The following is a 15431-nucleotide window of genomic DNA, read 5'->3' on the forward strand; positions in this document are numbered from 1 at the left end:
GCCAATGCGCCTGGCTCCAACCATGTCCCACTAACGCGTCCCTTGCTGCGCTAGCTGAGTGACCTTATCCGCGTTATCCTTTGTGACAAAGCCCGGCCCGGTCATTAAGACATCATTCGCAATAGTGTTGAGGTTGGTCCGGTACAGGGTCAGGAGAACAATGGGAAGATAGCCCTGGAGATACTGCTGCTGATCAATGGCGAAGAGCATAGTACCACCCTTGATGGCCTGCAATACGTCCGGTGAGAGGTCAAAGGTCGCAAGCTTGACTTTATCGCCTTTATTGAGAGCCTGTAGAGCCTTCAGGGCCGGTGTAGCTCCGGTTGGTCCGAGAGCCATCAAGCCATCTACGTCAGGCTTGGCTCTAAGGGCTGCCTCAATGCGTTGCTGCGATTCCGTGGGGTTCGCCAGGTTCACAGCAAGCACTTCAACTTTGGCTCCGGCTTTCGCCATCGCGTCGGTGAAGCCTTTACAACGTGCATCCAGTCCAGCGTTGCCGACTTCCTGATTGATACACAGCGCGTGCTTGACACCCGAGCTCGCCATACGCTCACCACCACCCAGGCCAGCTTCATACTCGGTCTGTCCAACGTGGACTAGAATACCAAGTTTTTTCGCTACGTCACTTCCTGAATTGATGGAAATAACCGGGATACCAGCCGCTATGGCCTTCTGGATTGAAGGGCTAAGGGCGTTCGCGTCAGGGATGGAGACGACCAGGCCATCAGGTTTAGAGGCGACGGCGGCATCGATCAGGTGCGCCATGGCAACCATATCAAAGGTTCCGGGAGCCTGGTATTCGACCTTCACTCCCATATCTTTGGCTCCCTGATCAACGCCTTTTTTGACGACCGACCAGAATGGGTCCGATGCCTGTCCATGCGTGATGACAACAAAGCGTAGGTTGGAGCGAGCAGTGTTCCCAGAGGGCGCTGCATTCTGGGAGCTATTCGCTCCTCCACTGCAACCAGTAAGGATAAACAGTAGGGTCGCGACCAGGGCTACTATACGGCAGAACCGCTTCATTATTCTCCTCCTTGAAGAACTACAGTGGCTATTACAAAGACACTAATGTAGTGATTGGTTCTCGCTAGCCAGGGACGGGTTAACCGCTTGTCCACGTCATTGAGGCCATAGCGGCATGTTATAGGAAGTAGCGCTCCTGCTGGCGCTTTTCTTCCCACTGGGCGCGGGCTACTTCTACTTGCGGCTTTGTACTGACTTCCGCAACTGGTACATCCCACCAACTTTCGTAGCCTGGGACTTCTTGATAGCGATCATTCTGCACATAAATAACTGTTGTACGCTCAACTGCTTTGGCAGCTTCAAGCGCGGCAACAAAATCCGCGTGACTTTTGCACTCAATGACATGTGCTCCAAGGCTACGCGCATTCGTTGCCAGATCAACAGGCAGAGGACGAACCTCTGTGCCCTGCACGTCTCCGGGCAAGGCACCATTCTCCGGATAGGCATAGCGTGTACCGAAGCCTTCCTGGCCCAATGACCGGCTGAGGCTACCAATGCTCTTGAAACCATGATTATCCAGTAACACAATGATCAATTTATAGTTTTCCTGAATGGAGGTAACAATCTCGCTGTTCATCATGAGATATGAACCATCCCCTACCATCACATACACGTCGCGCTCGGGCGCGGCCATCTTAATGCCGAGGCCACCTGCGATCTCGTAGCCCATACAGCTATACCCATATTCGAGATGGTAATTCTTGGGATGACGCGCCCGCCAGAGCTTATGCAGGTCACCGGGTAGACTACCCGCGGCACAGACCATAATAGCGTCAGGTGAACTCAGTTCGTTGACAGCACCGATAAGTTCACCCTGAGATGGTAACGGCTCATTACGCAGTTCATAAATCCGCTCCACTTCACGATCCCAGGCACTATGAAGTCGCTCGGCCTGCTCCCGGTAGTCAACCGCAACCGCATAGTCTCCCAGAAGTGTCTGAAGCTCTTCTAGCGTCGCTTGCGCATCCCCAACCAGGGGGCAGGCTCGGTGCTTGAAGGCATCGAATTCGGCGCAATTGATATTGATAAAGCGTACATTGGGATGCTGGAAAGCCGTCTTCGAGGCAGTTGTGAAGTCGCTGTAGCGCGTGCCGATGCCAATCACCAGGTCAGCTTCCCGCGCAAGGCGGTTGGCGGCGAAGGTGCCGGTAACGCCTATTGCGCCAAGATTAAGCGGATGATCATAGCGCAGGCCACCCTTGCCAGCCATTGTTTCTCCGACGGGAATCCCCGAACGCTCGACGAAATTGCACAGCAGTTCCGTCACCCCCGCGTAAATCACGCCTCCTCCAGCGATAATCAGAGGCCGTTCACTGGCGCGAATCCAGGCGGCGGCTTGCTCTAGTGCGCGGCGATCTGGCCGATTGCGCGCTATATGCCATGTGCGGCGCTCGAAGAACTCCGAAGGATATGCATATGCCTCGGTCTGCACATCCTGTGGGAGGGCCAGCGTTACCGTGCCGGTCTCTATGGGACTGGTTAGTACGCGCAGAGCCTCGGGCAGTGTCGTCAAGAGTTGCTCGGGGCGACTGATGCGATCCCAGTAGCGGCTCACTGGCTTAAAACAATCGTTAACCGATATATCCTGTGAATGCTCAAACTCAAGCTGCTGGAGAACGGGTGCGACATTGCGACGCGCGAAGATATCACCGGGCAAGAGCAGCACTGGCAAGCGATTGATCGTGGCTGTGGCCGCTCCCGTGAGCATATTAGTGGCGCCCGGGCCAATCGATGACGTACAGGCAAACGCTTGCAGCCGATTCTTCGTTTTGGCATACGCCACAGCGGCGTGTACCATTGCCTGCTCGTTTCGTGATTGATAGTAGCGAAAATCGGGCATTTGTTGCAACGCCTGACCGATACCGCCGACATTCCCATGGCCGAAAATGCCGAAACATCCAGCAAAAAAGGGACTTTCTACGCCATCACACGCGATATACTGATTCTTGAGAAAGGCGATCAGTGCCTGGGCCATTGTCATCGTCGTCAACTTACTGAACCTCCGCTTCTGGAAAACCCCTATGATGGATCCAGGGGTTGTTGACAGCATCCTTCCCGCGAGCATTAGAATCCGCCGTGATCCTGAATAAAAGCCATCACCTCATCGTAAGTAGGCATAAAGTTCGCGCACCCATGCCGGGTCACCAGAATAGCTCCGCAGGCATTTGCCAGGCGCACTGTCTTATACCAATCCCACCCATTGACCAGACCATACAGCACACCAGAGGCAAAGGCATCGCCCGCGCCCAGGATATTCTGCACCTCCACTGGAAAACCTGGCACCGATAGTGGCCCGGCAAGGCGATCACTGGAGGTAGAGTGAACGAGAGAACTTTCAGCCCCCCGTTTCTGGATGACCCATTGTGGCCCCAGCCCCAGCATGGCCTGGATAGCAGCCTGGCTATCACCACTCACCCGCGCATCCGAAATCTGGGAATGGGTGAGCCGTATCTGACTCACATCGGTCAGCATGACCGCGTTGATTTCATCTTCAGTGCCTAAAACGACATCCACCAGGCGTAGCGCCGAACGCAGCGTCACGCCAAAGGCGCGCTGGTCGTGCCACTGGTCAGGGCGAAAGTCGATATCCAGCAGCACGGTTACGCCCGCCTGATGTGCGATCTCAGCCGCGAACAAGGTCGCGCTTCTGCTTGGTTCCTGGCTCAGGCCCGTGCCACTGATCAATAACGCGCAGCTGTCGGCGATGGGTGTTGCCAGCACATCGTCGATAGTCAAGGCGATATCGGCGCAATTTTCGCGATAATAGGTCAGCGGGAAGCGGTCCGGCGGCTCAATGCCCAGTACCACCGCGCTAGAGCGTCTCTCCGGTTTGCGCGGAATGAAACGCGTCTCGACCCCTTCGCGCATGAGAAAATGCAGAATAAAGTCGCCTACCTGATCTTCTCCTACCGCCGTGAGCAATGCGACATTCAATCCCAGGCGGCGCGTGCCCACGCTGATATTCGTTGGACAGCCGCCAACGTAAGCGGCGAAACCCGTAATCCCCACAAACGGGGCACCAATATCATTCGAGTAGAGGTCAATCGACGAGCGCCCCATTGTCACGACATCATATTTTTTGCCCGTATTCATGCCTTTCTCCTATGCTATAGCCTATGCTTGATCTCGTAGAGCGGTATACGTTCGTCAAGCCCTTTGTAGTGTTCCTTGACCCACACGTAGCGCGGATCTTCGCTATTCGCCAGAGATTGGGCGCTACCAGCCAGAGCATTGAGGTAGTACGTCGTGTAGCCGGGCGGGCTCGCAACGGGGTGGTACCCTTCTGGCACCAGCACTGCATCGTTATCATGCGCCATCAAGAGAGCATCGATGGGAAAGCCAGCCTGGTGCAAGGGTGACTCAGGATCGGTATAGATACGTTGATAGGCATACCCTTCAGGGCGGCTCAGCTTATAAAAATACACCTCTTCGAGGTCAGCCTCCACAACTTGACCGTGTATGTCCGTCTTATGGATATCGTGCTTATGCGGAGGATAACTCGACCAGTTACCGCCGGGCGTATACACCTCTACCACGACGAGCCGCTGACAGGAGAAGCCGGGCGGGATGATATTGTTAATCTGCCGCGTGGCATTATCACCACCTCGAATCTCGGTAGCGATATCGTGTGGCGTGATCAGGCATGGTGCGAAATCCTGGTCTGCAGGAGCAGAAATAACGGCATATTCGCACTCCGTTTCGGCTCGAACATTCAGCGTCGTCTGGCGTGGCAGGTAGAGCGCGTGTGGTAGACCAGCAAAGACACTCTCGCGTTCCCCAATGTGGGACCATTGACCGCGATTCGATTCAACCTGAATACGACCACCCAGGACTACCAATGCCAGTTCACGCTCGCCTGTGGCAAACGTCCATGTGTCCCGCGCAGACAGGTGTTGCACCTGAAAATGGAGGTAATCCCAGCCCGCCATCTCCGCTGTTACCTCGACGATAACATTGGCATCATGTACATTACCAGAATGAACAATCAGGTTGCTTGCATCATATTGCCGCATATCAATTCCTTTCTCATATCTACTTGTCTGCTTATACACATTACAGGTCTACAGGCAGGCCGGTCTGATAGAGCCGCATGGCCGCGGTACTAACGATACTGCTCTCGCAATGGCGCGGTGCTGCCACGTAACACAAGAGATGGGGGCAGGCTATGATTTTTACCTGGATGACCACTCAATAGGTCTAACATTACCTGAGTCGCAAGGCGTCCTAGTTCTACTCTGGGCTGATGAATGGTAGTCAATGGCGGCGTCATACAACTGGCGATCTGGATATCATCAAAGCCGATGATACTCAGGTCTTGTGGCACCGCGATCCCTTTTTCGTGACATGCTGTCAGCATACCAATAGCGATCATATCGTTATAACAGAAAACAGCAGTAACACCTGCGCCGAGCAAATCGAGCAGGGCGTTCTGCCCCACACTTATATCTTCATCCTGCGAGGCCTCATCACATGGCGGCTGGATCACCCATGCTGCTTGCCTCTGTATACCAGCCTGATCAAGCGCGTCTATGTATCCCTGAAGCCGTTGTTGATTTGAACCTGGGCGACTCCTACTGCCCAGATAGCCTATAGCGTGATGCCCGAGTTGCAGCAGGTGGTTGACGGCAAGCTGCGCGCCCTGGTGATCATCTACTGCAATCCAGTGCAGCTGACTGGCCTGTAACTCGCCCTGACTATTGATTAAGACAGTGGGAATGCGGATATGGGAAATGCGGTGGCTGTAATTGGTAGCAATACGCGATGATGCGACCAGGATACCATCGACGCGTCGACGTTGATAGGTTTCGATGATATCTGTAGCCTTTTGAGGGTCGTTATAAGAGGCACTGAGCAAAACACTAAAATGCGCGGCACGCGCCACTTCCTCAACGCCTTTGACAACATCGCCAAAGAAGGGATCAGCAATCGAGGTTACGACCAGGCCGATAGTGCTGGATTGCTGTGTTTGCAGGCTTTGCGCGATAGCATTGGGTGTATAACCCATTTCATCGGCCAGCTTCCGGATGCGCTCGCGTGTATCCGCGCTAATGAGCGGATTCTGGCGGAGCGCACGCGAGACGGTCGTGTGTGAGACGCCGGCAACGCGAGCGATATCGGCAATAGAAACCTCTTGTCGGCGCAACGCTTGCCCCCTTTACGAGAGATCCTCACAAGAAATCTTTATGCACACGTGTGCATAAAAGAAAAAAATAAAAGTGCCTGCATCCGGAGTTTTTTTTGCACGATGGGGAATATATTCACTAATATTAAGCATAAGAATCAACTTCCCCTTTGTCAAGTGCTAACGCAACATTCTAGTCAGAACCCCCCATGCCTAGAGCAGTGTACAGAAAGGTTGATTTAGGGCTTAGGATAAATGATCAAAATCAGACGCGGCTCCCTTTGTCAACGAAGTACCGGTAGATGAGGAAAGAATTGGGAAAGTGAGAACTGTGCAAAGGGAAGTACAAGCGCGACAGGCGTCGTCCACTCGCGCGCGCGAGTGGACGACGCCTGTCTGTCACGCCTCCTTGCCGTTCACTTCTTTTCCGTTGCCTGACTGGCTGCCTCAGCCGCCTTACGGGCCGCCTCGGCCGCTGCCTCAGCCATCTTTGCCGCGATCGCGTCGATCGTGGCCTGGTTGGGGTCCGGGACGTTCTCGGGATTCGGGTTCGTGGGCATTGCTCACTCCTTCGAATGAAGCGGAACATTGAAGAGTCGTGCTTTGCGCATGTGCTTTTGCGTTCCTTCCCATCCGAGAGATCATTGCTGACCTCGTTTTGCTTAATCGGAGGGAAACACACGCGGGACACATTACAACCCTTGTGCGTTCGATATCCCCAGCAACTCAGCCAAGCCGAGGTGGGACAGAGGAACATGTACAATGAGTATATGATACCAGAAAAACAGAATTTGTGGAAGGGGGAAGAAGGGAAATAGGATTAAAACAAGTCAAAATCCCTACTCAACAACCTACCATTAGGAGGATGATTAATCTTTTGTGCGCGGATCGAAAGCATCGCGCAGTCCGTCCCCCAGAAATGAGAAGGCCAGCACAATAGCTGCCAGTACTCCCGAAGGAAGCAAGGCTTCCCAGGGGTGCGTACTCAACAGGGTCGCACCATCTGAGATCATCAGACCAATGCTCGCACCGGGAGGCTGAACCCCTAACCCCAGCAGGCTAATACCAGCTTCGCTAATAATGGTATTGGATATATTCAAGGTCGAAACGATAATAACCACGCTAAGCAGGTTGGGAATGATATGTCGCACGATAATGCTAAAGTCACTCGAACCCGCTGTTTTGGCTGCCTCAATAAACTGCTGTTGCTTGATCTGCATGGTTTGCCCACGTACATAGCGCGCCATGAGGGGCCAGGAGGTGAGAGCCAACGCCATCGAAACCAGGATCAGACGCGCGTTACCGTTTGGTCCCAGGATGGGGACGCGAGACAACGTTACGTCAGCCTGCGTCCCAAAAATGCCGGTCAGCAGGATGACGAAGAGGAGGCCAGGAAAGGCAAATATCAGGTCGGCAAAGCGGGCCAGGAGAAAATCAGTCCAGCCCCATAGTAACCAGCAAGGACGCCCACAATGAGGCCCAGTAGCACGTTGACGACCTCGACCAGCACGGCGACAAGGATTGATATCAACAAACCTTGCAAGACCCGGGCAAAGAGATCCTGCCCGATACGATCAGTTCCCAGCCAGTACTGCGCCGATGGTCCCTCATCGAGGCGATTAAGCTCCTGGTGCGAGAAGCTATGATAGACCGTGGAAGGAACTCTCCCGTTAATAGGGCTGTTGTAGTCGCCACCAACGTGCTGATAGATAGGAGGCCCTACGATGGCAAGCAGCACGAAGAATACGATGATCCCCAGGCAGATCATGGCTCGTCTATCGCGGCGTAAGTGCCTGAGTGAATCCTGTAGAGGCGTAGGGGGCTTCTGAAGCGGTGGCAACGTTGTCTTCTCTGGCGTACCGTCACCTTCAACCTCCAGCAGATCGACAGGAGGCGGAGTCACAGCTTCAACAGATGGTGTTTCTTCCAGGTGTTGTGCGACCTGTTCTTCACGCTCCTTGCTGGCTTCCATATTATCCCTGGTATCCATGTCCATAACTTTACCTCGCGCTTCTATTCCGCTCTGATACGTGGATCGACGACCGTGTAGAGGATATCTGAGATCAGATTGCCAAGGACCACACTACACGCCAGCATAACCGTTGTCGCCTGGAGAACCGGGTAATCCAGCGAATCAATCGCCTCCAGGGTTAGATTCGCGATGCCAGGAAGGTTAAAGATTTTTTCGGTAAAGAAGGCACCAGTTACCAGGAACCCAATCGAGACGCCAATCACTGTCACCAGTGGTATTAACGCGTTGCGAAAGGCGTGGCGATAGACAATGGCATTTTCCAGCAGTCCTTTGGCGCGAGCCGTACGGATGTAGTCCTGGCGTAACACCTCAAGCATGCTGGTACGAGCGAGACGCGCATAGTAGGCCATACCTGCCGCCGTATAGACCAGAATAGGGGCAAGCTTATACTGTATATCCTGCCAGGTGTATTGCCATGGCGTTCCCCATTGCGTAACGGGCCAGCGCAAACCAGTCTGCTTGTCCATCCAGATGATGAGCAATTGGAAGAGCACACCAAAGATAAACACTGGTATGGCGTACAGGACCAGCGCCAGGCCCATATTGAACGTATCTACCCAGGTGTTTGCTCGCAGCGCGGAGGCCACGCCGAGGGGAATACCAAGCAGTAATTGCAGAAAGAGACCCCATAAGCCTAACTCAAGAGAAACTGGTATGCCATCTTTGAGAATATCCCAAACGGGGCGATTGATACTCCGAAATGAAAGCCCAAAATCAAGCCTGATCAGGTGTCCCATATAGTTGAGATATTGCTGATATAAGGGAAGGTCCAGGCCATACTGATGTTTGAGCTGGGCCTCCAGCACCGCGTTCGGGTGGTCGCCAAGCAAGACGCGAATGGGGTCTCCGGGCGCGAAATGACCCATAAAGAAGGTGATAAGTGTGACCCCAACAACGACAAATAGCAGGCCAATGAGCCGTTTTAGCAGAAAGCGAATCATACAACACTCCCCATAGTTCTTCAGGGTCTGTTCTTGACGCTATGCCATGGGCACTCCTCGGCGCGCGTGGAGGACGGCAGAGTAGTCGTGCGCGTAAAAAGTGCATAGGTCGCGGTTGCCATTCGCAGATAGCCTAAGAAATGTGTTTCTGCAAACAGCAACCGCCTGGTGACGCATCCTATGTGAGAGAGCTTTCCATTGAAAGTTCCAACGCATAGAAACGCGAATGGTACCGGACCTGGTAAACGTTACTGGGTGATATAGATTTTGCTCCAGTCATCTGGTGGAATCAATTGCTGCGAATTGAGCGAAAGATTCTGCACGTTTGTCCTGACCAGATACTGGACCTTCTCCTGCCAGAGAGGAAGCCAACCAACATCGTTTATCGCCTGCTGTTCGGCCTCGTTGTACAGTTGCATACGCTTGGTAGCATCCTGTTCCTGGTCAGCCTGCTCCAACTTCTTCTGTACGTCTAACTGAGCGCTGGTATCTTGCATCTTATTCTGACCATAGTTGAACTGGTTGTAGTCCTGCCCCTTGTCGAAGAAGAGCGTCAGCCAGTCCTGAGGATCGGGATAGTCAGCGTTCCAACCAGCCTGCCACATCTGAAGGGAACCATTGTTCTTGGTGGCGGTCGTCAGATCGAGCAGTTTAGGGCGCGTGACAACGTCGATGTTCACCTTGATGCCCAATGTCGTTTGCCACATTTGCGCAATCGCGGTGAGAGCATCCTTAAAGTTTTGGTTGCGTGGGTAGAACGTGAGCGTAATAGGGGGGAGCGCGGAGACACTGGCGTAGCCCGCCTCTTTGAGCCCCTCAGCCAGGACTTGCTTTGCTTTATTCGCATCGCCCTGGGTGCCCGTGCCAAGCGGCCCAGTAAGATTCTCGTCATAACCAGGCATGCCCTTGGGAATAACATGGTTTGAAGGCGTAAAGGCGTTCTTCATGGCGCTCTGCACGATCAGGTCTTTGTTAATAGCAAGCGCGAAAGCCTGGCGAATTTTGATATTATCGAAGGGCTTCACCAGGTAATTCATCGCAATATAACGAATGGTCAGGATAGGTGTCTCTTTAAAGCCAGGCGTGCTACGCTCCTGCTCCAGGTTTGTTGACGGAACAGGCGTGAAGTCGAGCTGCTGAGCCTGGAAGGCGCGGTACATTGAGTCCTGGTCCTTATAGAAGATCACTGAGAGTCTCTTCATCTGAGGTTTCGCCCCATAGTACGCGTCATTACGTACCAGTTCGAGACCCTTGTTGTGGGTGTACTTTTCTACCTTCCAGGGGCCAGCACCGCCACCTTCTTCAACATGGTCGGTCCACTGTGCGCCATATTTCTCGACCAGTTTCTTGTTGACCACATAGGAGGTTGGATAGGAAAGGGTCTGCAAGAAGTAAGCTGCCGGCTGGCTAATCTTAATGACTACTGTTTGAGGATCGGGGGCCAGCAAACTCGTGCCAATCAGGGTCTTCACCTTGCCGCCGCTCAGGTCCTTATAACCCTTGACAAGCTGAAGGTAACCAGAGACACTCGACTTCGTGGCAGGATCGATCGTGCGATTGATGCTATACACGACGTCCTCTGAAGTGAGCTTATCTCCATTGCTAAAGGTCAGATTGGGCTTAAGTTTGAAGGTCCAGGTCAGTCCTCCATCGGACTGCTGGTAGCTCTCGGCCAGTTGAGGTTTTACCTGTAGATTGGCGTCCAGGGTGACCAGGCCCGTAAAGACGGCCTGGATAGGGAAATTGGAGTCAGTATCCTGAACGAGGGCCGGGTCAAAGGTGTTAATATCTGGATCACCTACAACTGGATAACGCAATGTTTGCTTATCATCCGAAGCCTTTGTTGAGGAGGGTCCAGAGGAGCCACCACCGCATGCCGCTAACAACATCGTGAGCAGGCATAGACAGGTCATCAGGAACAAGACAGGTTTCTTTCCAGGTTCCAAGCTTTTTTCTCCTTGAAAAATAAAAACGCCTACAATGAACCAAAGCTTTAAAGGATGGGCCAGTTCTTTGATTCGAGAGAAGCCTATCTATATTTTTATTCACGTTACTACGGCGGAAATGAACAAAAATATAGTTAAAGCAAGGAAGAAACAAGTAACCATATAAGATTACGCTTTGAATTATTCAAATCTCACAATACAAAAGGAGCATTTATATTTGAATTGTTGGCTCTACATCCTTTAGAGGGAAAGTAGGGGAAAAATTCGGATCTACCATGATGAAGCGCCCCCTTCGCATCTGATCTTGCCCATCATCGAGCGCGACTGAAACCGATTTGAGAGCATCCGAGAGCAAAAGACATCTGTTTGATCATGAACATTCACTCCAGTTTTCAGATTGAACAGAGGAAAGGCGAAACCACATGCACCCTTGAAACCATCCGCAAGCGCATAGCAGCCTACGAGGCGGCAGGCGTGCAAGAACTCCAGATCATTTTTCCTGACGCTGTCCAACTGGATTCTCGTCGCCGCTTCGCCCAAGCGTTTATCGCATAGCATTCAATGGAGTCGATATGCTTACTATGGATCAACGGAAATTAGGGGCATCAGAACTAGTTGTCCCGGCTCTGGGAACCGACGTCGCGAGTTGGGGCGACAAGCAAGCTGGTTACGGAACGTCACACACCCGCGAGGATATTCTCCAGACCTATCGCCTGTGTCTGGATACCGGACTCACTTTCTTTGATACGGCTGAACCGTACCCGGCATCAGAGCGTTTGTTGGGTGAGTGCCTCAAGGTCGATCATCGCCCTATCCTCATCGCCAGCAAATTTGCGCCCCCACTCACCCGTTTTTCTCGGAAGCGTTCCTTGCTAGATGCTCTAGACCAAAGTTTGGCGCGTCTGGAAATCAAGCAGATCGATCTCTATCAAATCCATTGGCCCTCACCTCGCCTCAAGGTGGAGGAACTCATGGATGTCTTGGCGGAAGCGGTCCACGCGGGGAAGATCCGCGCGGTTGGTGTTAGCAATTACAGCGCTCCATTGCTGCGTCAGGCACATGCACGCCTGGCACAGCATGAGATCGCGCTCGCTTCCAATCAGGTCCGTTACAACCTGTTGCATCGCTATCCTGAGACCAATGGGGTACTGGATGCTTGCCGAGAATTGCAAGTTGCGCTGATTGCGTACAATCCGTTGGAGAAAGGCATCCTGACTGGCAAGTATCGCAGCCAGGAGACATCAGCCCCCAGGCAGTTGAATATCTTTCACAGGCTTGATCCCTTCGGGGACACCAGAGGGTCAACGCCAGCCGTGAAGCGCCTGCTCTCGCCCCCTCGTGTTCTCCAGCGTGAGCGCTTGGAGCCGTTGTTTGTGGTGTTGGAGGAGATTGCCCGTACGCGCAAGAAAACGAGTGCACAGGTGGCGCTGAACTGGCTCCTGATGAAAGACGAGTGCGTGATCCCCATTCCTGGCGCAAAAAATGCCCGACAGGCGCGCGAGAACGCTGGAGCGCTCGGCTGGCAATTGACGGAAGAAGAACATGGGCGGATCAGCCAGGCTGAGATTGCTTCACGTTAAACCCAGCTTTTGTGGTCATTGGAGACGACCTTTTCTGGCTTGTGCTTCCCAGTATGCCTCGGCTCCCGCCACATATCTTGCTTACGTTCCCCTCAGTTGTCTGGCTGAGGGGAACGAGTGGTCTGGGAACGTGAGTGGGTGACGAATTGAGACGCCACTCCTTCGCCATTCAGGCAACCTCTTCACAGAGAAATCAAAGGGAAAAGCGTCGGAACTTCTATGAATGTCCGATGCATCCAGACAAGGAGGAGTCTATGAGTCGCCCTCTTCTGGGCAACACTCCATTCGCAAGACGGTCGCCTCCTCACTGCCGGATGTGCCTCATCAACTGTGTCACTTTCACTATCTGCGAGAAGCAGCCAAACCAGTCTACAAGGCAGATCGTCATGCCAAAAAGGAATTGAAAAAGCAGGTGCGCGGCGTTCGCCCCATTGAGCGTGGGATTGAGAAACGCAGTGATGAGATAGCTACGGTCATTCGCAGCTATTGTTTGGCCGTCCGCAGTGCCCTCACCGATGATGGGCATCCCCCACTGACTGCCTCTGGGCTGAGGCTACACGATCGGTTGACTCTCATCGCAACCTCCCTTGAATGGGTCGCAAAAAAGGGGGCCTCCCAACAGAGATTGAGCGCCTGTACTGCCTTCTCAAAAAGGGATTAACCGCCACTGTTGCCTTGTGGCCCGACGCGCAAGCTGGATACAAGTGGGTGCACCGAGCGGCACATCTTCTCACCAACGCTGAACAACAATCTGCCGAAGAGGTGCGAGCGCACTATCAATCTTTGCTTGACGAGATGCGGCAGGAAACAGACACCTCCGATTATTGCCACAGAGCAGCCACGCGAGCCGCCTCGTGCTTGCCCTGCTCTCGTCCCAAATTGGCGGCGATTCCTCGCAGAGAGGGATCGAGCGCGTTGCCTCCAACGGAGGCCAGGGCAGCCTTTATTGCCTCATCGGGCGTGATCACCTCTATCTGCGCTCCCTCGCGCTGCAAACGCTCTCTCTGCTCATCCAGGCTTTCCAGGAAAGGGAATGGAGGTAGGTCGGGCTGGAGTACCAGGACCTTGTCGAAACCAGCTGCCAGGTCCAGATTTGCTATCGAGTAGCACCCGCCATCGATATAGCGGTGCTGATTGATCGTAGTCGGAGGATACGCATAGGGTAACGCGGAGCTCGCCATTACCGCGTCAACTAGCTCAACCCCAGAATCCTGTTTGAAAATGGTTCGTTTGCCGCTCTGCGCATCAACAGCCACGATCTCTAACCGGCTTTGGGGCCAGCTATGCACCGGCAACCGTGAGACAATTACCTCCCGGCGTTGGGCCTCTGGCGCTGTAGGAACTGCTAACGCCAGAGCGCCGATGCGTTGCAGAATCTCTGAACCGGTTCCTCCTTCTTTGAAAGCACGTGTGAATTCAGCGAGCATCTTCTCAAAGTCCGGCTGCGGTGCCAGTTCGTGAGCCTGTAACGCTGGATCAACCTGCCGCTGGAAGAGTTCATCCAGTGCAAGGCCACTGGTGATCTGTGCTGACACATTGGCACCTGCCGAAGTTCCCACAAACAAGTCGGCATTGCGAATATCTATCCCGGCTTCCGCCAGCCCCACCAGCAGCCCGGTCTCCCAGGCAATTCCTACTATTCCCCCTCCGCCGAGCACTAACGCGTGTGTTGTCATCGTTGTATTCCCTCTGAATTGCTCAAAATCGGGCTGATCGTTGTGCATTCTCTTCCTCCGCAGTAATGTTTTCATCACTTATCTATGGGAGAGTATAGCAAGAGAATGGCGACAACCTTATGTCATAATTCCGTGTGGTGACGAGCAATTTTTTGAGCCTCTTGCTGAACACGAGTGCGCAACTCTTCTGGAGCAAGTATTTCGGCGTCGGTGCCCAGGCTCAATAAGACGCGCACAAGCCAATCGTACTCCTCTGGTCGCCAGTGCAAACGAAGCAATCCTTCGTCATTGTCCTGACGTTGTAGGCGGGGACCCAGATAAGCATTGCGTTCCAGGCGAAGAACGCCACGGGCTGTCAGGTGGACACGTATCTCAGGAAATGAAGGATGTTCACGGGTGGGAATTGGGATAGGGTGTTCCAATGGTGGTGGAGGCGATGGGGCGGTTTTCACGTCCAGAAAACGGTCAACTCGGTAGATGCGCCATGCCTGGCGCTCATGGGAGTAGGCATCGCAGTACCAGAGACCTTCGTGGGTACGCAGGTAGGTCGGCAGGATCATTTGCTGCGAGACACCTTTTTCGGAGCGATAGGTTACGCAGACCCACTGTTGCTCGCGTGCACTTTCCAGAAGCTGATCGAGAAACGGAGTCGGATAGGGCAGAGAGGGGACGTTGAGAGAAAGTGTGTGTGTGAGCTGTTCAAGATGCTCGCTCTCGCGTTGGGGCAGCAAGGTCTGGATTTTGGCGAGCAGCGATTCGCGCTCCTGTTTGAAGGGAGTCGCGCTAAGTTGAGAGAGACTGCTCAGTGCCAGGCGCAACCAGAGGGCTTCGTGCAAGGTCAAAGCGAGCGGGGGCAGGGTGTAATCTGGTGGTAAGCTATAGCCGCCAGTGACACCCAGGTCGGCGGCTATGGGAATGCCCATTTCGCAGAGAGCGTCGATATCTCGCTGAATGGTGCGCCGGGACACCTCAAAATGCTGGGCAATCTCTGCGGCGCTGCATTTGCCTGTTTGTAAGAGCAAAAGGATAGCGGTCAGGCGGTCAATACGATTCATCTATAAACTCTCGTTGTGGGCCTTTCTTCGATCTGTTCAGCAAAATCGATGCG

At 53.5% G+C, this 15431-nt stretch carries 14 protein-coding genes and 1 pseudogene; 3 read left to right on the forward strand and 12 right to left on the reverse strand.

Going from position 1 to position 15431, the window contains the following annotated elements:
• Positions 1 to 30: 30 nt before the first annotated feature.
• The 10 genes from JMJ04_RS24020 to JMJ04_RS24060 form a co-directional block, all read right to left on the reverse strand.
• A complete protein-coding gene (locus tag JMJ04_RS24020) occupies positions 31 to 1026 on the reverse strand; it encodes a sugar ABC transporter substrate-binding protein (RefSeq protein ID WP_201372959.1) in 996 nt (331 codons plus the stop codon).
• Positions 1027 to 1144: 118 nt separating this feature from the next.
• Positions 1145 to 3076, reverse strand: a complete 1932-nt coding sequence (gene iolD, locus JMJ04_RS24025) for a 3D-(3,5/4)-trihydroxycyclohexane-1,2-dione acylhydrolase (decyclizing) (protein WP_201372960.1) — start codon at positions 3074 to 3076, stop codon at positions 1145 to 1147.
• 14 nt (positions 3077 to 3090) lie between these two features.
• Positions 3091 to 4119, reverse strand: coding sequence for a 5-dehydro-2-deoxygluconokinase (gene iolC, locus JMJ04_RS24030; RefSeq protein ID WP_201372961.1), 1029 nt, complete (start codon positions 4117 to 4119; stop codon positions 3091 to 3093).
• 14 nt (positions 4120 to 4133) lie between these two features.
• The gene (iolB, locus tag JMJ04_RS24035) at positions 4134 to 5039 is read right to left on the reverse strand and encodes a 5-deoxy-glucuronate isomerase (RefSeq protein WP_201372962.1); all 906 of its coding nucleotides are present in this window, start codon (positions 5037 to 5039) and stop codon (positions 4134 to 4136) included.
• An 89-nt stretch (positions 5040 to 5128) separates the two neighbouring features.
• Positions 5129 to 6169 (reverse strand): LacI family DNA-binding transcriptional regulator, encoded by a 1041-nt coding sequence (locus JMJ04_RS24040; RefSeq protein WP_201372963.1) that lies wholly within the window; start codon positions 6167 to 6169, stop codon positions 5129 to 5131.
• 395 nt (positions 6170 to 6564) lie between these two features.
• The gene (locus tag JMJ04_RS24045; protein ID WP_201372964.1) at positions 6565 to 6708 is read right to left on the reverse strand and encodes a hypothetical protein; all 144 of its coding nucleotides are present in this window, start codon (positions 6706 to 6708) and stop codon (positions 6565 to 6567) included.
• A gap of 309 nt (positions 6709 to 7017) precedes the next feature.
• Positions 7018 to 7575 (reverse strand): ABC transporter permease, encoded by a 558-nt coding sequence (locus JMJ04_RS46835; RefSeq protein WP_307811775.1) that lies wholly within the window; start codon positions 7573 to 7575, stop codon positions 7018 to 7020.
• Positions 7554 to 8138, reverse strand: a complete 585-nt coding sequence (locus tag JMJ04_RS46840) for a hypothetical protein (RefSeq protein WP_236038361.1) — start codon at positions 8136 to 8138, stop codon at positions 7554 to 7556. Before JMJ04_RS46840 ends, JMJ04_RS46835 begins: the two co-directional genes overlap by 22 nt.
• A 23-nt stretch (positions 8139 to 8161) precedes the next feature.
• A complete protein-coding gene (locus JMJ04_RS24055; RefSeq protein ID WP_201372965.1) occupies positions 8162 to 9121 on the reverse strand; it encodes an ABC transporter permease in 960 nt (319 codons plus the stop codon).
• Positions 9122 to 9369: 248 nt separating this feature from the next.
• Positions 9370 to 11067 (reverse strand): peptide ABC transporter substrate-binding protein, encoded by a 1698-nt coding sequence (locus JMJ04_RS24060; protein WP_236038363.1) that lies wholly within the window; start codon positions 11065 to 11067, stop codon positions 9370 to 9372.
• Positions 11068 to 11439: 372 nt separating this feature from the next.
• Here JMJ04_RS24060 and JMJ04_RS24065 point away from each other — a divergent pair, with 372 nt between their 5' ends.
• From JMJ04_RS24065 to JMJ04_RS24075, 3 genes and pseudogenes are all read left to right on the forward strand, one after another.
• Positions 11440 to 11622, forward strand: coding sequence for a hypothetical protein (locus JMJ04_RS24065; RefSeq protein WP_201372966.1), 183 nt, complete (start codon positions 11440 to 11442; stop codon positions 11620 to 11622).
• 17 nt (positions 11623 to 11639) lie between these two features.
• Positions 11640 to 12647 carry an aldo/keto reductase gene (locus tag JMJ04_RS24070; protein ID WP_201372967.1) on the forward strand — a complete coding sequence of 336 codons (1008 nt, stop codon included), beginning with the start codon at positions 11640 to 11642 and terminating at the stop codon, positions 12645 to 12647.
• A gap of 265 nt (positions 12648 to 12912) precedes the next feature.
• Positions 12913 to 13436, forward strand: a pseudogene (locus JMJ04_RS24075) (ISNCY family transposase); the annotation flags it as partial.
• Between the two features lie 32 nt (positions 13437 to 13468).
• On the opposite strand, the gene JMJ04_RS24080 reads toward JMJ04_RS24075, so the two are convergent.
• Together JMJ04_RS24080 and JMJ04_RS24085 are read right to left on the reverse strand one after the other, a co-directional pair.
• The gene (locus JMJ04_RS24080) at positions 13469 to 14323 is read right to left on the reverse strand and encodes a patatin-like phospholipase family protein (protein WP_236038600.1); all 855 of its coding nucleotides are present in this window, start codon (positions 14321 to 14323) and stop codon (positions 13469 to 13471) included.
• 122 nt (positions 14324 to 14445) lie between these two features.
• Complete coding sequence (locus tag JMJ04_RS24085; protein ID WP_201372969.1) at positions 14446 to 15378, reverse strand: helix-turn-helix transcriptional regulator; 933 nt, start codon at positions 15376 to 15378, stop codon at positions 14446 to 14448.
• Positions 15379 to 15431 lie beyond the last annotated feature (53 nt).

The sequence above is a fragment of the Ktedonobacter robiniae genome (assembly GCF_016587375.1).
Classification (GTDB): domain Bacteria; phylum Chloroflexota; class Ktedonobacteria; order Ktedonobacterales; family Ktedonobacteraceae; genus Ktedonobacter; species Ktedonobacter robiniae.

What these genes read in the sequence shown, in the direction of transcription:
- JMJ04_RS24055 (WP_201372965.1), bottom strand. Translation starts at nt 9,121, where the DNA reads ATGATTCGCTTTCTGCTAAAACGGCTCATTGGCCTGCTATTTGTCGTT.
- JMJ04_RS24085 (WP_201372969.1), bottom strand. Translation starts at nt 15,378, where the DNA reads ATGAATCGTATTGACCGCCTGACCGCTATCCTTTTGCTCTTACAAACA.
- iolC (WP_201372961.1), bottom strand. Translation starts at nt 4,119, where the DNA reads ATGAATACGGGCAAAAAATATGATGTCGTGACAATGGGGCGCTCGTCG.
- JMJ04_RS24020 (WP_201372959.1), bottom strand. Translation starts at nt 1,026, where the DNA reads ATGAAGCGGTTCTGCCGTATAGTAGCCCTGGTCGCGACCCTACTGTTT.
- JMJ04_RS46840 (WP_236038361.1), bottom strand. Translation starts at nt 8,138, where the DNA reads ATGGATACCAGGGATAATATGGAAGCCAGCAAGGAGCGTGAAGAACAG.
- iolD (WP_201372960.1), bottom strand. Translation starts at nt 3,076, where the DNA reads ATGCTGTCAACAACCCCTGGATCCATCATAGGGGTTTTCCAGAAGCGG.
- JMJ04_RS24045 (WP_201372964.1), bottom strand. Translation starts at nt 6,708, where the DNA reads ATGCCCACGAACCCGAATCCCGAGAACGTCCCGGACCCCAACCAGGCC.
- JMJ04_RS24080 (WP_236038600.1), bottom strand. Translation starts at nt 14,323, where the DNA reads ATGACAACACACGCGTTAGTGCTCGGCGGAGGGGGAATAGTAGGAATT.
- JMJ04_RS24070 (WP_201372967.1), top strand. Translation starts at nt 11,640, where the DNA reads ATGCTTACTATGGATCAACGGAAATTAGGGGCATCAGAACTAGTTGTC.
- iolB (WP_201372962.1), bottom strand. Translation starts at nt 5,039, where the DNA reads ATGCGGCAATATGATGCAAGCAACCTGATTGTTCATTCTGGTAATGTA.
- JMJ04_RS24065 (WP_201372966.1), top strand. Translation starts at nt 11,440, where the DNA reads ATGAACATTCACTCCAGTTTTCAGATTGAACAGAGGAAAGGCGAAACC.